General features: G+C 48.5%; 18 protein-coding genes and 1 pseudogene. 12 read left to right on the forward strand and 7 right to left on the reverse strand.

The features are described from left to right. The first annotated feature begins 53 nt into the window (after positions 1-53). Both K1I37_RS20325 and K1I37_RS20330 read left to right on the forward strand, forming a co-directional pair. Positions 54-1,274 (forward strand): two-component system sensor histidine kinase NtrB, encoded by a 1,221-nt coding sequence (locus K1I37_RS20325; RefSeq protein ID WP_021295166.1) that lies wholly within the window; start codon positions 54-56, stop codon positions 1,272-1,274. Positions 1,275-1,290: 16 nt separating this feature from the next. Next, positions 1,291-1,647, forward strand: coding sequence for an STAS domain-containing protein (locus K1I37_RS20330; protein ID WP_021295165.1), 357 nt, complete (start codon positions 1,291-1,293; stop codon positions 1,645-1,647). An 80-nt stretch (positions 1,648-1,727) separates the two neighbouring features. On the opposite strand, the gene K1I37_RS20335 is transcribed toward K1I37_RS20330, so the two are convergent. Further along, positions 1,728-2,099: an SPW repeat protein gene (locus K1I37_RS20335; RefSeq protein ID WP_021295164.1), complete on the reverse strand. Its 372-nt coding sequence runs from the start codon at positions 2,097-2,099 to the stop codon at positions 1,728-1,730. Positions 2,100-2,447: 348 nt separating this feature from the next. Here K1I37_RS20335 and K1I37_RS20340 point away from each other — a divergent pair, with 348 nt between their 5' ends. From K1I37_RS20340 to K1I37_RS20360, 5 genes are all read left to right on the forward strand, one after another. Then, on the forward strand, positions 2,448-3,080 hold the full coding sequence (locus K1I37_RS20340; protein ID WP_021295163.1) for a peptidoglycan-binding domain-containing protein: 633 nt from the start codon (positions 2,448-2,450) through the stop codon (positions 3,078-3,080). A 12-nt stretch (positions 3,081-3,092) separates the two neighbouring features. Further along, on the forward strand, positions 3,093-4,016 hold the full coding sequence (locus tag K1I37_RS20345; RefSeq protein WP_021295162.1) for an FAD:protein FMN transferase: 924 nt from the start codon (positions 3,093-3,095) through the stop codon (positions 4,014-4,016). Beyond that, positions 4,004-4,663 carry a ferric reductase-like transmembrane domain-containing protein gene (locus K1I37_RS20350; protein ID WP_021295161.1) on the forward strand — a complete coding sequence of 220 codons (660 nt, stop codon included), beginning with the start codon at positions 4,004-4,006 and terminating at the stop codon, positions 4,661-4,663. Before K1I37_RS20345 ends, K1I37_RS20350 begins: the two co-directional genes overlap by 13 nt. 90 nt (positions 4,664-4,753) lie before the next feature. Further along, the gene (locus K1I37_RS20355; protein WP_021295160.1) at positions 4,754-5,434 is read left to right on the forward strand and encodes a response regulator transcription factor; all 681 of its coding nucleotides are present in this window, start codon (positions 4,754-4,756) and stop codon (positions 5,432-5,434) included. Beyond that, the gene (locus K1I37_RS20360) at positions 5,431-6,939 is read left to right on the forward strand and encodes a sensor histidine kinase (RefSeq protein WP_021295159.1); all 1,509 of its coding nucleotides are present in this window, start codon (positions 5,431-5,433) and stop codon (positions 6,937-6,939) included. The genes K1I37_RS20355 and K1I37_RS20360 overlap by 4 nt, the downstream gene beginning before the upstream one ends. An 88-nt stretch (positions 6,940-7,027) precedes the next feature. Here K1I37_RS20360 and K1I37_RS20365 read toward each other — a convergent pair. Together K1I37_RS20365 and K1I37_RS20370 are read right to left on the reverse strand one after the other, a co-directional pair. Then, positions 7,028-7,518: pseudogene (locus tag K1I37_RS20365) on the reverse strand (aldo/keto reductase). 47 nt (positions 7,519-7,565) lie between these two features. Continuing rightward, positions 7,566-8,771 carry an MFS transporter gene (locus K1I37_RS20370; protein WP_021295156.1) on the reverse strand — a complete coding sequence of 402 codons (1,206 nt, stop codon included), beginning with the start codon at positions 8,769-8,771 and terminating at the stop codon, positions 7,566-7,568. A 155-nt stretch (positions 8,772-8,926) separates the two neighbouring features. Between K1I37_RS20370 and K1I37_RS20375 the strand changes: the two genes are divergently transcribed. Continuing rightward, entirely contained in the window at positions 8,927-9,304 is a 378-nt protein-coding gene (locus K1I37_RS20375) for a winged helix-turn-helix transcriptional regulator (protein WP_021295155.1), read from the forward strand. Between the two features lie 143 nt (positions 9,305-9,447). On the opposite strand, the gene K1I37_RS20380 is transcribed toward K1I37_RS20375, so the two are convergent. Beyond that, entirely contained in the window at positions 9,448-10,095 is a 648-nt protein-coding gene (locus K1I37_RS20380; RefSeq protein ID WP_031217868.1) for a cation diffusion facilitator family transporter, read from the reverse strand. Between the two features lie 12 nt (positions 10,096-10,107). Beyond that, the gene (locus tag K1I37_RS20385; protein ID WP_021295153.1) at positions 10,108-10,458 is read right to left on the reverse strand and encodes an ArsR/SmtB family transcription factor; all 351 of its coding nucleotides are present in this window, start codon (positions 10,456-10,458) and stop codon (positions 10,108-10,110) included. A 151-nt stretch (positions 10,459-10,609) separates the two neighbouring features. Between K1I37_RS20385 and K1I37_RS20390 the strand changes: the two genes are divergently transcribed. From K1I37_RS20390 to K1I37_RS20405, 4 genes are all read left to right on the forward strand, one after another. Beyond that, positions 10,610-10,777 (forward strand): antibiotic biosynthesis monooxygenase family protein, encoded by a 168-nt coding sequence (locus tag K1I37_RS20390; RefSeq protein WP_021295152.1) that lies wholly within the window; start codon positions 10,610-10,612, stop codon positions 10,775-10,777. A 69-nt stretch (positions 10,778-10,846) separates the two neighbouring features. Continuing rightward, entirely contained in the window at positions 10,847-12,073 is a 1,227-nt protein-coding gene (locus K1I37_RS20395; protein WP_021295151.1) for a sensor histidine kinase, read from the forward strand. After that, positions 12,070-12,789: a response regulator transcription factor gene (locus K1I37_RS20400; protein WP_021295150.1), complete on the forward strand. Its 720-nt coding sequence runs from the start codon at positions 12,070-12,072 to the stop codon at positions 12,787-12,789. Before K1I37_RS20395 ends, K1I37_RS20400 begins: the two co-directional genes overlap by 4 nt. A gap of 168 nt (positions 12,790-12,957) precedes the next feature. Next, the gene (locus tag K1I37_RS20405) at positions 12,958-13,476 is read left to right on the forward strand and encodes a hypothetical protein (RefSeq protein ID WP_152498713.1); all 519 of its coding nucleotides are present in this window, start codon (positions 12,958-12,960) and stop codon (positions 13,474-13,476) included. Between the two features lie 36 nt (positions 13,477-13,512). Here K1I37_RS20405 and K1I37_RS20410 read toward each other — a convergent pair whose 3' ends face one another. Continuing rightward, entirely contained in the window at positions 13,513-15,114 is a 1,602-nt protein-coding gene (locus K1I37_RS20410) for a S41 family peptidase (RefSeq protein WP_081653941.1), read from the reverse strand. A gap of 129 nt (positions 15,115-15,243) precedes the next feature. Then, positions 15,244-15,705, reverse strand: a complete 462-nt coding sequence (locus tag K1I37_RS20415; RefSeq protein ID WP_236613818.1) for an AAA family ATPase — start codon at positions 15,703-15,705, stop codon at positions 15,244-15,246. Positions 15,706-16,028 lie beyond the last annotated feature (323 nt).

Genomic DNA, 16,028 nt, shown 5'->3' on the forward strand with positions numbered 1-16,028 from the left:
ACCGTGTCGAGTGCTACATCACTGTAGTATGTGTATAACAGGAGGGAATAAAGTTGGACAACAACGAGACCTCCTTCCGTGATGCGGAGGTTCTTAGTCGTTTGGCGTCAGTTGGGGAAATTGCTACAGGCGTCGCCCATGAAGTGCGCAACCCGCTTACTTCTGTCAAGGGGCTGCTACAACTCCTAAAAGAAGAATATGACTACAAACATTGGGATGTTATCTTCTCAGAGTTGGACCAAGCAATCGCTACGATTCAAAGCCTGCTTACTGTATCAAAACCATCACTGCAAAGTGAAGCCCTTACGGATTTTTCGCTGTGTGTCGAATTGGAAAATATTTTATCACTTTTCCAACACGATTCCTACCGTATTCAATTCAAAAAACATTGGTTCGACAAATCGACAAAAATCCGTGGTAAGCGAAATCAAATTAAACAAGCGCTGTTCAATCTCATTAAAAATGCCTGCGAAGCCATCGAGACAACAGGTGCTGTCTCACTGACACACCGCCGCATCAACGATTACGTAGAGTTGACCATCACGGATACCGGCGTCGGCATTGCTGAGAAGGACATCAGTCGAATTGGCGTCCCTTTTTTCACCACAAAACCAGATGGCACTGGAATGGGACTAGCCCAAGTCTACTCCGTTCTCTATGAAAATGGCGGAAGTGTCGACGTCCACAGCGAATTAGGGCATGGAACCACGTTTACCATACGCATGCCAGTGTCGCCACTTTACACAACCACAGATTTTGGAGGTATCACCCCAAGGATGGACATTCATTTACATCCGGCACAGGACATCCGGGATTTTTTCAGGATAAATCAAAAAGCATTTAGCGAACTATTAGAACACGAAGCGAAGACCACCTTTGAAATCGTGTCAAAATCGAAATTTGTGACAAAGCAGGATTTGCTCGATCACGCCTTTCAAATCACCGAGCTGGTTCACGACGGGTTGACGCAGGATATTATCGAAATGGCGCAGGAGCGAGGCATCGCATGGGCCAAGTCGGATATCCCCATCATCTCGAAGATGGAATGGTTTTATGCGCTGAGAAAAATCATATGGCGTTTCCTGGAGGAATACTACCGCGACAAAGACATCACTGCCGCAGCGGTATTTGCAATCGCCGACAAGACAAGTGACGCCCTAGATAATTTTATTGTTCATTTTAACGTGAGTTTCACAAAGTATAGAGAAGATGTGTTGCATTCACAGAGAGCAGTCATTCACAGAGAGCAGTCATTCACAGAGAGCAGTCATTGAAGAATTAAGTGTACCCGTGATTCCGCTCTTTGACGGTTTTGCCGTGTTTCCAGTCATTGGTCCATTAGATAACGAGCGATTGAATATTATTGAAGAACGACTTCTGGACCAATTGGAAAACAAAAATCTAAATAAGATTTTCATTGATCTTTCCGGCACCATCGTCACCAATGACATTTCATTAGAGACGTTTGAACGCGTGATCAATGGCATTACGCTTTTGGGGTGCGAGGCTGTGCTGACCGGCATCAGCGCGAAACTCGCAAAGCAATTGCTGAACTCCAGCCAAAATTTCATTCATAAAATCACAGTGGAATCATCCTTACAGCAGGCCCTATTAAGAGCCCAAAACGCACTACTTCAAACATCGTAAATTTTTTATAACAGTTCTAATCACTGATCCACCTGCGAAATGAATGATAGAAGGGTTGCCTGACAGGCAACCCTTCCAAATTAAGCATGCGCGTGATGACCGCCCTTTGTTTTGTCAGTAGATGCATCCTCTTTGACGGCCATCGTCCAAACATGCAAGACCACAGTGATAACGCCCAGAATTACACTAATCCACGTTTCTGCAACATCAAGAGAGAAGATAAATGGCTGAATGACAAACCAGACACCTGTCACAATCGATACCCATAATTGCCACTGTTTCCATCCGCCTGACTGCTTCGCATACGCTGCCCACGCAGAGCTCAGCAGTTGAATGGCCCCAAGAACCACGCTCAACCACACGGCTGTCGTGTTTCCGGAGAATTGGAGAGCCCATGGAGCAACGATAAACCACGCACCGATGACCGCAGCCAACGAGTTCCGCCACTTCATAGACAACATCCCCTTTTCCATGATTTTGATTTTGTTAGCACTCGGCGGAGGTGAGTGCTAACTTCAATTCATATTGTAAGCAGGTTGAATTTCGTATGCAAGTGGTGAATTTCATTTTTCTTCAGCTTTGCAAATTCGCATTCAAACGCTGCCACAACAAAGGGTATACCTACTCAGGACAATACGTACGCTCAGCAAACTTTCAGCTAACCTTCAAATCGTCCTCAGGTTCCTACAGTAAAAATAGTTTGACTGAACGCTGCGTCTCTCCCAATTTTGAAAAACGAAATGTGATGAGCAATCACGCGCTTTCCGTCCAAGCACATCCTGAAAGGGAGTAGAGAAACGGTGACACCAGAGGAAAAGAAAGCAATCCGCGAAAAACGGGAAATCCGAATGCGTAATTGGATGAGAGGATTGTCATGGAGCCTGCCTGTCTTTTCCTTCACTAGCTTTTTTGGAATATGGCACGACATCGCCCAAACGGGCGCGAACGCCAGTGCTAGTCAAGCTCAAGCCAAATCGACAAGTGTTACGTCGAATGCAAACAGTGGTGTGTTGTTTAAAGAAGGCATGACAAATCGCCAGATTTCAAATATCCAAGAACAGTTGGCTGAACTAGGCTTCTTCAACCATACGATTACTTCGTACTACGGGCCGGTCACAACAAGTGCCATCAAGGCATTTCAATCTCATTACGGATTGCCTGTTACAGGCGAAGTGGATTCCAAAACCCTAGCCGCACTCCAAAACGCCGTAAAACAATATCAAACAGATCGCCTGAATTCGCCCTCGTCTGCCTCCAACGACGATACGAACAATGGCCAAACGTCGCAATCGTCATCGAGTGAGGACGAGGGATCGTCTGACTCAAATTTTGGAACGGGTAGCTCGGGCTACGGGGCTGGCTCTGATTCACAGTCAGGCGGCGTTACACAGAGTCAGCAGCCATTCCCGGATACGTCTTCGTCTGCCTCATAGGAGGACTAAACCATGACATCTCGGACCTTTCGAGCAATGGGAACCGACATCTATATGGAGATCCCCAATTCGTGTATCGGCGACGATTTCGAGCGCTCGAGAATTCTCGCCGACGCAGCTAGAAAAATGACTCAGTTGGAATCCATCTTTACACGGTTTCATCGAGACAGTGACCTAAATCACATAAATCATTCAACGGGAAAATGGATACAGATTCGTCCGTGCCTATATGAAGTTCTCCAACTAGCAAAGGATTTCTTCGTTACGACCCGCGGTTTGTTCAATCCGTGCTTAGGTGCTGTCATGAAGCAATTAGGGTATAGCGTGCCGTTTGAACAAATCGACGACAACACTGTTCGGCCCGTGATCGAGATACCGTATGTAAGTCCCATGCACTGCCCATTCGACCTGAGAATTCAAGGGACCGAATATCAAGTATGGCTTGAACCAGGCTATCAGATTGATTTAGGTGGCATTGCCAAGGGATGGATTGTCCAGCAAATTGCAAGTGATTTGCGAAGTGTAGGAGTGCACCAATTTGTGTGTAATGCAGGTGGGGACGTGATCTGCGACGGGTATAACGGTACTCGATCTTGGAGCGTCGGCATTCGCAGCCCATTTGATACAAACGACCATATCCTACTACTGGACATCCATGATCTAGCTGTGGCCACGAGCGGAACTTACAAAAGAACGTGGAAAAACCACGGACAAACTGTTCATCACATCATTGACCCATTCCTAGGCGTTCCCGTTCAATCAGACATGATATCTTGTAGCGTTATTCACCGTAATCTGGTGACCGCAGAAGTTCAGGCAAAAGTGGCACTGATCATGGGAACAGAAAAAGGAATTCCGTGGTTAAACAATCAGGATTGTGCCGGGTGGGTCATCATCACTCAAAATGGAACGGTGGTTAAATCATGCAACTTATGACAAGGCAGCAACGTTTCCCATTCGTCTATACGTGTCTACTCGTTGGCGTCGTGATTGCCGCTTCCAGCCTCCTTACACACGTCATGTATTCAGCACCAGCGCAGTCAAATAAAATGTACTGGTACATGGCGAGATCGTCCGGATTTACAGCGTACAGTTTACTCTCCTTAGCCGTCTTGTTAGGTGCGTCTAGTACAAGTGGTATTTGGGACAAGTTGAAAATCAGGAAATTGGCCACACAGGTGCATCAGTATTCCGCGATACTGGTCTTCCCGTTTCTCTTTTTTCATCTATGGGGCTTATATTCTGACAAGTCGATTCTATTCACGTGGATTTCTATCCTGATTCCATTTATTGATTCCTACCGAACCGTACCGACCGGTATCGGCATACTCGTTTTATATGGCTGGCTTTTATTGATTGTAACGTCTTATTTTCGTGAGAAAATAGGCGTGAAAATATGGAGGGCCATTCACATTGGCGCCTTCCCTATGTTCATCTTAGTGACCATCCACAGCATACTCACGGGAAGCGATACAGGTAAGTTGTGGTCATCTCTGATTTACTGTGTACCTTCAATCCTACTCGTCATCATTGTCGTGAAACGTTTGACGGGAAGGCGACCACAACACTTGAGACCTTTGTAACGGTTCTTACGTTCCTGTATGGTTGTGAAACCACAGAAACGAATGAAGTCCATTACTTTGATAAATTACATCACGTAAGGAATGTGACCCATGTACCAGTGTTCTGACGTGAAAATTCTCCTCGTGGACGACGAGGAAAACATCCTCCAATTTTTAGAGTTAGGACTGCAGAATGAAGGGTTTCAGGTTTCAACGGCTTCCGATGGTATGTCAGCCATCAATCAGGCAAAGGAATTTCATCCACACATCGTGATTTTAGACATCATGATGCCAGGTATGAACGGTTTCGAAGTATGCACTCTGTTAAAAAAGACTGAGAATGTGGCCGTTATCATGCTCACTGCGAAAGACGACGTGGACGACCGCGTAAAGGGACTCACGCTAGGCGCTGATGATTACATGGTCAAGCCGTTTAGCTTTCAAGAACTTTTGGCAAGAATCCACGCGCGGATTCGCAATCAATTCCCACAGTTACTCAATGAACTGGTGGTAGGACCGTACCGGATTGACGATGCACGAAAAGAAGTCACTTTTCAAGGAAATAAACTCTCGCTTTCGCCTACCGAGTATGAGCTATTAAAGTATCTCGTGATTAATCACGGGATTGTCCTCAGTAAGGCAAAGATTTTAGATCAGGTTTGGGGCTATGACTTCGCCGGACAAGACAACATTGTTGAAGTCTACATCAGCTCCTTGCGAGAAAAACTAAACGATACTGAACACCAGCACATTCGAACCGTACGCGGTTCGGGCTATCGTGTAGACGTATGATGATATCAGCGATTTCGTCGTTCCTGAAGAAGTGGGTAACGCCTCGTTCCCTACAATATCAGCTTTTGTCCCGTTGCTTGCTCATTTTGTCTGGATTACTGATTCTCATCGGCGCTTTTCAGTACGTTTTTATGAGTCACTTTCTTTATGAAAATACAACTGAAAATATCGAGAATCAGATTCGTTCTGTACCAGTCCAGAGTTGGCTTAACGCAGATGGGGTACCTGCCCACCAGACAGATAATGACGCCCGAAAGTTTGAATTTACTGTTCACGATTCAACGGTATCCTTCATCACCGTGAACGGAAATTATCAAACGATTTTTCGCGCACCCGATGCTGACCCTGCACCGCGTTTAAGTACCTCGACATATCTATCCGTGTTGAATGATGTGAGTGATGATAAGCACGAAAAGCACTACCAAGTTGTCACTACCAGTAATGGGGCACGCGATATCGTTGTTTTAATACCAGTTGGTCCAAAAGATCAACATATTGGTGTCGTCCAGGTTAGCATGAGCCTACGAGATCTCAAACACGTATTGATGCAGCAATTAATGACCTTTATTTTTCTGGGCATTGGTGCGCTAATCATTGGACTGTTCACCTTTTTACCTACGTTAAGACGCACGCTGGTGCCACTGTCACAAATGACGACGTCAGTCAAACGAGTAGATGCGGGCAACATGGATGAGCGAATTGTCCTGAAGAAAGCCCAAAGCGAAATCGAAGTGCTTGCGTCATCGTTTAATTCCATGTTGGAACGACTCTCTGACGCATTTGAGTCTGAGCGAAGGTCAAAGGAGAAAATGCGTCAGTTTGTTTCTGATGCTTCCCATGAGTTACGCACGCCGCTCACATCCATTCATGGGTTTGTCGAGGTATTGTTGAGAGGTGCGGCCAATAATCCCGACCAGTTGTACAAAGCACTTCGCAGCATGTTGAATGAAACGGGACGCTTGTCGAAACTGGTTCAAGATCTACTCACGTTGGCAAGGCTCGATGAGGAACGTCCGCTCGACTTGAAGGAGAGTCGTCTAGATCAATTGATCCGAGACATGGAACCTCAACTACATGTGCTAGCAGGATCACGGCAGGTATGTCTCATAGCAAACGACGAAGTTCGTATGGTGTACGACAGTGATCGAATGAAACAAGTCGTACTCAACCTATTCCATAATGCTGTGGCGCACACAGACGCTATCCGTGGAAGAATTAAAATATCCTTAGTGAAAGAGACGCAATCAACGGAACAAAGTGTATCCCTATCCGTGATGGATAATGGTACAGGTATTCCCCCCGAGCATCTGGCACATTTATTCGAACGGTTTTATCGAATTGATACGGACCGTTCGCGTAAGCATGGCGGGGCGGGCCTTGGGCTTGCAATATCACAGTCCATTGTGGAACGTCACGGTGGCTCGATTACGTGCGAGAGTGAAGTGGGGCAAGGTACGACATTTACCATTCGCTTACCGATTCGCAAAGCGCCTAAGACAAGATAGAAGACAGCCTAATAATGGCACCACCGCAGCCAGCAGTGACGTTGGCTGCGGTGGTACTCCGTGTTCCTGCGAATGGTGCAGATTCCAATCAAAAATCAAAGTTATCCGGGTCTGGCCCCACGCGAAAATCTCGATTTAACGCATCAATCTGCTCCATATCTTCGATGGTCAATTCAAAATCAAAAATGGATGCATTCTCGATAATTCGGTGCGCTTTTGTAGATTTCGGAATGGTGATCACGCCGTGCTGCGATAGTTCAGCCCAAGCCGATTGAGGCTGGCCTCATACGCTGCCAACGTGGATTCAAAGCCCAAATCGGCATTCCAAACCTTCGACGTCACAAAGATGTCTTCTCTTTGCAACCCATTCTCAGAGAGCGCCTCGCGGATGCCCTGTCCAACGCTGTGCTCGTTCCCGTAAATAGCCGCCGTGTCGATACTGCGGTACCCGTATCCCACCGCTGACTGAATTGCTTCAACTAGTTCTCTGCCTTCTTCCACTTTAAACACACCTAGCCCAAACCAAGGCATTTGAACCCCATTGTGTAACGTCACGCGGCTTTGTAGATTCTGTCCCATCATCATATCCTCGTACAGCATCTTTTTTGATACGAAACCAGCCTGATTCACTGGTAAAGTGGTTCCATCTCGGACGCCCCTTGATATCTTCTTTCCAAAGCACGACTCCAACCGGTTAAAAATACAGCCAACAGTATCATCAATGCACCAACCCAAGTCGTATCGGCGAGTCCAACCGAGTTTGTCACCACGCCCCCAAGGAAAGACCCCATCGCGATACCCGCGTTGAAGGCCGCAATGTTGATTGCGGATGCGGTATCCACAGCTTCCGGCACAAGTCGTTTCGCAAGGATGACCACATAATGTTGCAGGCCAGGCACATTCATAAACGCGAACAACCCCATCAGGCACACCATGAGCAGTGCCGGAATTTTAAATGGAAGTGCAAATTTCAAGATAGCTAAAACGACAACCTGCGCGATAAACATGATCAGCAATGCATGAATTGGGTTTCGGTTTGCCACCTTCCCCCCAATTGTGTTCCCGATCGCAATGGCCACACCGTAAATGAGCAGAATGACTGCAATCGCTTGGCTCGAGAAGTGTGTGACTTGCTGCAAAAGAGGAGACAAATACGTAAAGACGACAAATGTGCCCCCATATCCCAGTGCCGTGATGGCAAACACAAGCAATAACGGTCCATGCGCGAACAGCTTGCTTTGCATGCGAATGCTCGTGGAGCCTCCCCTGTGTAAATCGGAAGGGATAAGCAGGCTGTTGGCCACAAACGCGATCACGCCGATGGCAACAATCATGAGAAACGTCAAGCGCCAGCCAAAGTGTTGGCCAATGAAGGTACCGAAGGGCACGCCTGTCACAGTGGCCACAGTGAGTCCAGTGAACATGATGGAAATGGCAGTCGCCCGGCGATTGCTCGGGACGAGATCGGCCGCAATGGTAGACCCAATCGACATGAATACGCCGTGAGAAAATGCAGCGAGCACGCGCCCTACAAGCAGCACATCAATGTTTCCAGCGCTTGCGGCGATGCCGTTTCCAATCATGAAAAATATCATGATGAGAAGGAGAAGAGATTTCTTTGCCATACGCGATGTCAACGAAGTGAGAATTGGTGCACCGAACGTTACGCCAAGCGCGTAGAGTGTCACCGTGAGTCCTGCCGTAGTAATAGAAACGTGTAGGTCTCTCGAAATCAGCGGCAAGAGCCCAACACTGATAAATTCTGTCGTCCCAATTGCAAATGCACTCACTGCCAATGCGATGAGAGCGAGTATACTTTTTCGTCCATCCATATCAATCACCACCCAAAAATCCAACATCTGTGCACAAATGTTTGTTGACTTACCGGTGAAAGCCATTATGATGCCTATATAACCGAAAGAATAGTACGTACTTTGAAGTTATATAGGTACTAAAAAGTTCCCATAAAATCAGGAGGTGGAAGACCATGGATAACCCGAAGAAATACAATATTGGGGTTGAGGCGACCTTGGAGGTAATCGGTGGGAAGTGGAAGTGCGTTATTCTTTGTCACCTTACCCACGGCAAAAAACGCACCAACGAGTTTAAACGACTCATGCCGGGAATTACACAAAAAATGCTCACGCAGCAGTTGCGTGAATTAGAGCAGGATGGCGTCATCAATCGCATCAGTTACAATCAAGTGCCGCCAAAGGTGGAATACGAATTAACCGAGTATGGATGGAGCTTGAAGGGCATCTTGGACATGCTGTGTGCTTGGGGAGAACAACATATCGAGAAAGTCTATGGGGACAAATCAAGTGTATTGACGGACAGCATCCTCAATCAAAAGGCATCGACATGAGAACAGGCCGCCAGCAGAAGCGAAACAAGGGAATCAATCATTCACAAATATCGTGGACACATATCCAGTACGCGCAAAAGACCTGGATTTGTGTCCACTTCTGATGTACTGAAATTAGGATTTCACTCTATCCTACAAGCCACTTAATCGTCATGACATCCACACCCGCAGGCATCCGGGACACCCCTTGCTTCTTGAATGGCTTCGAAGCCCTCTTTGACGACAAAATACACCAAGGCCAACGCGGCAATGCTGTCTATCCACCACCACCCGAGTAGGGCGGTGAGTACGACGCCACCGAGAACAAACCAAGCCATATAGGCACAGACAATACTACAGGCGCCATCTGCCCGAAGCGCCTTGCTCCCTATTGTAGAACCAATGCGCTTCTTTGCACCCGATAAAATCGGCATCAGAATTCCCGAAACAATTGCCAGTCCAATGCCAAGCCCAGACGATTCCGCTCCATGATGCGTCCACCACTCGTGTATCGCGGCTACGACGATGTACACAGCCAACAACCACAGCGCCACGCCAACGACCCACGACGATACCTTTTCCGCGCGCTCCACGCGATACACACTTGCCCCATTCATTTCAATCGTCAGTCTCCACAACAAGACCATCCCTGCGACAAGTTCAATTACACTATCCGCCCCAAACGCGATCAGTGCCAGAGAGTGGGCCGCTACCCCCGCACCAATGGCCACAACTGCTTCGACAATCATCCAAAAGACAGATATCAACTCGATATAGACGCCTTTGCGTACGGATATCGCATGTTGCCGCATCACCACAATTCCTCACCCCCGCGGTGTCTCTTCTGGCGCACAGTAATTCACACAATCTGCAATGCGCTGGGCATTTTCAGCGACTACTTCATCCGCGATATCCAACAGTGTCAATACCTTGCTATCCGCAATTCGGTAATACACATGTCTCCACTCCTGGCGGTTGACGACGAGCCCGCAATCCTTGAGGCAGGCAAGGTGATTAGACACGTTACTCTGGGAAAGGCCTGTTTCCTCACTCAGCGTACTGACTGTCTTTTCTCCTGGGCGAAGCGCCAGCAACAACGCCAAACGCGACGGATCAGCCAATCCCCGAAAAAACTTGGCTCGAATTGTTAAGGAAGCATCTACCGTGTCACGCATCTCTCTGCCACCTCACATCATCATTTCACTAAATCATGATATGATAAAAAAACCTGTTTGCCAATCCAAGGGGAAGCGTCGTATCTGCATCCCCCTCTTCCCAAGACGGATGCCCAATCATAGCCTAGAATAGTACATGGAGGTGATTGGCATGTACGTAGCCCATAACCGATTGCCAATTGTGAGCACGATGTGGGAGTCAGAGCAACACTTTCAAGACTGGATTCAAAGCCCACACTTTGCAGCCGCGCATGGTGGTCGAGGCCATACGGCGGGCCAAGCACAAGTCGCAACGTACGAGGTTATCTACAACGCCTGATCCACACCAAGCATAGAAGCAAGTCATCCAAGGTATGTGATACGCTTAACCCAAGGAGGAATGCATGCGGTGAACCAAAGCACAAATCATCAAGCGTTCGCTGTTGTCTTCCGCCGAGTCGCGCTCATTGTGCTTGCTGTCTGTGCTATGTGGCAACCCATGACGCGCGGGAGTGAAGTCATTCAATTCGCTTCCATCGGGGAATGTGTCATCTCGTGCATTGCCATCCTCGTCATGATGTCGTACCGCCTGTCTGAGTCTCTACGAACAAGCATCGGAATTGGCGTCGTGATCGTGCATGTCTTGATATCCATCTTCATCCAACGCGACGTCACAGGCACTGGCATGCTGTTCTTTATCGTTGGCATTGCCGGTTCACGACTCAATGCCCCATATACTTGGTGGACAGCCGCTGTCGCAATGGTGGGCTTTCTCACCTTGCTCGTCTTCATCAAGCCGTTCGGCAATATGAGCATCGCCTACATCGGATACACAATGGGATTTCTTGCGACTTTCATAGCCACGCGCAATGGACACCTGCGCCGCCAAGCTCGGGCTGCTCAAGAACAATATTTCCTCCGTCTCGAACGCGCCCACAAAGCCCTGCAAGCTGCGCATCGAGATTTACAGGAGGTATCCATCGGATCGATGCAATTAGCTGTCGTGCAGGAGCGAAACCGGATTGCACGCGACATTCACGACAGCGTGGGACACGCCTTAACCTCGCTCGTCGTGCAACTGCAAGCCCTACAATACCGCGTTCGCCAGGATGTCGACGGCGCGGAGCAACAAATTAAAGATCTCATAACCGTCGCGCGACACAGCTTGGAAGAGGTCCGCCAATCCGTCCGAGAGGTCGCAGATGCTTCCCCCATCACCGGGATGCAAGCGATATCCGCGCTGGTCGACAGCGTCAAAGCGAACAGTGGATTGTCTATTACCTTTCATGCATCTGCGGAATTAGATGACTTGCCCTTGGAAACCGGCGTGATCGTATACCGAGTGCTTCAAGAGGCACTCACGAACGTCGTCCGGCACAGCGGTGCACAACAGGTCAAAATCCGAATTGAGCGCATGGAACAATCAAATCAAACCTATATTCGTCTGCACGTCACAGACGATGGTCAAATGAAACCGGGATTCCCACTTCAAGAGGGTTTTGGTATGCACGGTATGCGATCCCGCTGCGAAGATCACGGCGGCACCTTCAACTGGTCCGCAGTTTATCCCCATGGCCTGGAAATCGAAGCCATACTGCCGTGGAGCAAACCAATAGATGAGGAGAATCAAATATGAAAGATGACTCGAACCAGCGAATTGGGGTTCTAATCGTTGATGATCAGCGCCTGATTCGTGAAGGGCTGCACTACCTCATCGACGCCCAACCGGATATGCAGGTTACAGGTGAGGCCGACAACGGCGATGCGGCCGTGCGTGAGGCACTTCAGACCCGCCCCGATGTCATCTTGATGGATGTGCAAATGCCCGGTACCGACGGGCTAACGGCGACACGGCGGATTATCGAGGCGATACCAGATACAAAGATTCTCTTATTGACCACATTTGACGTAGTCGAATACGTATACGACGGCATTCGCGCAGGCGCTGTCGGTTACCTGTTAAAAGACGCGGATGCAGCCGAACTGATGGACAGTATTCGGGCGGTCTATCGCGGTGAAGCACTCTACCGTACAGCCGCTGCAGGAGAGGCATTAGCCCGGGCAATCAAAAATCAGACAGAGATCAAAACGACAGTTGCACAGGCACCAGCATCTCAACCGAACCAGAGCAAAGCGCTCGACAACCCATCTGCAGCCGATGAGTTGACAGAACGAGAATTGGAAGTACTTCAGGAAATGGCCTGGGGACTGCGCAACGACGAAATCGCCCGCAAATTACATATCTCGGAGGGCACAGTGAAAACACACGTGCACCGGATTCTCCAGAAATTTGAGGTGGATGACCGAACGCAAGCAGTCGTCTTCGCACTGCGCCGCGGTATCGTACAATAGGGCTCGGCTGTATGGCGAACGTCACCAGATAGATCACGGCGCATCTATCTACAGATATACGGCCCTATCCATCCACGCATCAAGTTATATCTTCGTGTAGACGCCGTGCGCTTGTTCGCGCTGTATCCTGTTTACGAATAACAGGATAAAGGAGCGATAAAATTGCCCATGGCGAAGGACATTATTCTTGGCATCGTCATCCTCGCAATCATTGTACAGAGACAGCTGGTACCACGGCCCCTGAGCGGTCGGTTATTAATATTACCCTTGTTATTTTCCGCCTACGCATTCTATGAAGCTGCCGGTAATTCAACGGTTCAACTCGCCGGATGGGTTTCACTCATCTTGACGCTCCTTCTCAGTCTCATCGTCGGCTTCATTCGGGGACATATGACACGCGTATATAAGGAAAATGGGCAGTGGATGGTCGCTGGCTCCTGGAAGGCCCTCTTATTCTGGCTGCTCTCCATTCCAATTCGATACGGCCTGCGCTTCCTACTCGTTCCACTGTTGGGTGCCGGCGCAGCCTTTCACGGCCAATCGAGCTCATTGCCCTATCTGTTTTCCATTTCCGGGCTTCTACTCGGGCGTGCCTGCATGCTCGCACTACGCCACCCAGAGGCCGTCCGAGAAGCTCGCCAAGCACACCTCGCAACCCGAGCGGCACGCAGGAGCCACCGTGACTAATCGGTGCTCCTGCGGCACAGCCCGCGTTTCTGTTGGCTAAAATTCCGATGCGGATGCGCGCATTTCCTCAATCCTCCCGTTTTTTACCTGCTGTTCTACCCAGGCCTGTGCAGCTTGCAAAACGGAATCATGATCCATCGTTTGCCGCGGATTTCCCTGTTGACTCCGAATCATCTCCTCGGTGACTTGTGCATCCGACATGTAAATTGGATGATCCGGGTGCAAGCCAAATCCCTCGATGGGTAAACCTGTGGCCATCACACGTTCTTGCCACGTTGAAATGCTTACTTCTACACCTTTCATAACAGGAAAGGTTTGTGGAGAACCATCCGATCCACCAGTAACACTTCCAAAAGTGGACACATTCGACGCAGATTTCATAAAAACCGTGAAATTTTCCGCAGCCGAGACATTCCACCCGTCCGTCAGAAGGGCAACTGGAATGTTGAGTTTCGGAGCGAGTGGAGAAATTTGTGTAACGCCCCATTTTGTAAAGCCTGCGGACGCCTGCGTTTCGGACGCTTTTAAAGCGATACGCTGAGTTCCATCTGTCAATTGTGAAGGCAACTGAACATACTCGCTGGTTCGGAAACGCACTTCGGTTGGCCTTTCTATACCACTGTACAAATGCCGAGCAAACCAAAGAGCCGGCCACATGTCCCCACCACTATTGCCTCTAATATCTATAACCATCCCCTTTGAATGCAAAGCGAGCTGCAATACATGTTGAAACTCACTTGCGAGCGCCTCACCCCCCTGCGTGTTATCCGGTGGCTCCATCGCTGGAATATAAACGTATAGAATATCATTTCCTAAATAAGCTACGCGAAATGAAAGATCCCCTTTTGCGATTGGATCCCCATAGGTAGCACCGGGTCGAACTGCCCAAGCGCTTTTCGCGATATGTTTCAGTCCGGCCACCGCAGATCCGTTTAACGGATACACCGGAACTGTCGCCGTACGCGTTTGATGGCTTGAAGGAAGCCTAAAACTCAATTGCTCCGGATGATTCGAATCCGTCATCAGGGCCTCTTGTCCCGCGCCCTCTATGTATCCGCTACTGAAATCAGGCCGACTTAACCGCGTCGACACGGCGGCTCCATCGACACTTGTCACAACACTACCAACTGGCACTTTCGAAGAATCATAAGACCACATCACAACAACCTGCCCATTGCACCAAGCGGTTAGGATAAGTGGTGTATAGGTCGTAGGCGACGGGGCACCTATCAAGTAACAATGCGAGTCGTCTAAGTCATGAATCATTGTGTTAACAACTGAAAAAAATTGAGGCCATGTGCCCGCGTCAATTGCCTTTGACTCATACTTTATCCTTTCTGTTGACCAGTCGACGCCTTTCATCTCAAAGTTCGGATAATTCTCATTGAACAAATTCCATATTTCCGTAAAGACCTGTTTCTTGTCTGTAGTTGTTGGGATGCCTGTAGGGGATAAAGAAGCAAGGTTTATGGGGACATTACCTGAGTTCACTGGTGACGTTGCATTTGCGTTAGCTCTGTCGGTAACATGTCCTGTACCCATCCCAGAGTATCTCTGACTCGCCGCAGAGCAACCACCCACAGCACCTGCCGACAAAACGATAGATGCGACGACCAACAGATGGTTCCGAATACGCAAGTCTCTCCCCCCACTGAAGCGGCATTTTCTCTCCAGTTATTGAAACTTTCTCATCACAACAATGCTGTAAACTTTCCATAAGAAAAGCTCTATCGATTCTCACAGCCCAGTCACTAGACCGCCTCACCATTATTCATCCTTAAATAGCTCACGAAGCATATTATCTGGAGCATTGAGAAATTGCTTTGTAATGATGTAATGAGGCGTCTCTCGATATGAGATGGGTTCAATTGAACCGCTATCGAAGCTCATGAGCGTCGCGCCTGGATACCCCAGAAGAATCGGTGAATGCGTAGCGATGATGAATTGGGATCGACCAGACATTTCGTGATCGTGAAGGATACGCAGCAAAGCAAGTTGACGTGCAGGGGAAAGAGCTGCCTCTGGTTCATCAAGCAGATACAGGGCAGGTCTACGGTTTGACAAGCGACCCTTAAAAAGATTCAGGAACGACTCTCCATGGGATTGTTCATGCAAGGACCTCCCACCGTAAAAATAGTAAGGATTATAGGATGATTCCTTTGCTGCAGCGTCAATGTAACTAGCAAAGTTAAAAAAGCTTTCTGCCCTAAAAAAGAACCCTTCCGTCACCTTCGGCATCCAGCTGAGCCTGATGTGCTCGTATAGACTCGATTCTGTTGTGACCGTCACGAATTGATTATCTCTCGATCCGCCCTCAGGATTAAACCCGTCCTGTATAGCGATCTCCTCTTCTCAAGAAGAATGGTTGTATCGCCTTTTTCCGTACGTGTGCCGACAATATTAAATCCATTGCGTATGTTGAGTATGAGCATATCGCGCCAAGTGTTACGTGTCTGCGTACGAATCACATGTAACCCCTGTTTCTCACACCAAACATGTTGTCTACGCATCAATTCGTTTGCTATGCCCCGACCTCTAAACTCTGGATGAAC

It is taken from the genome of Alicyclobacillus acidoterrestris (genome assembly GCF_022674245.1).
GTDB classification, from domain to species: domain Bacteria; phylum Bacillota; class Bacilli; order Alicyclobacillales; family Alicyclobacillaceae; genus Alicyclobacillus; species Alicyclobacillus acidoterrestris.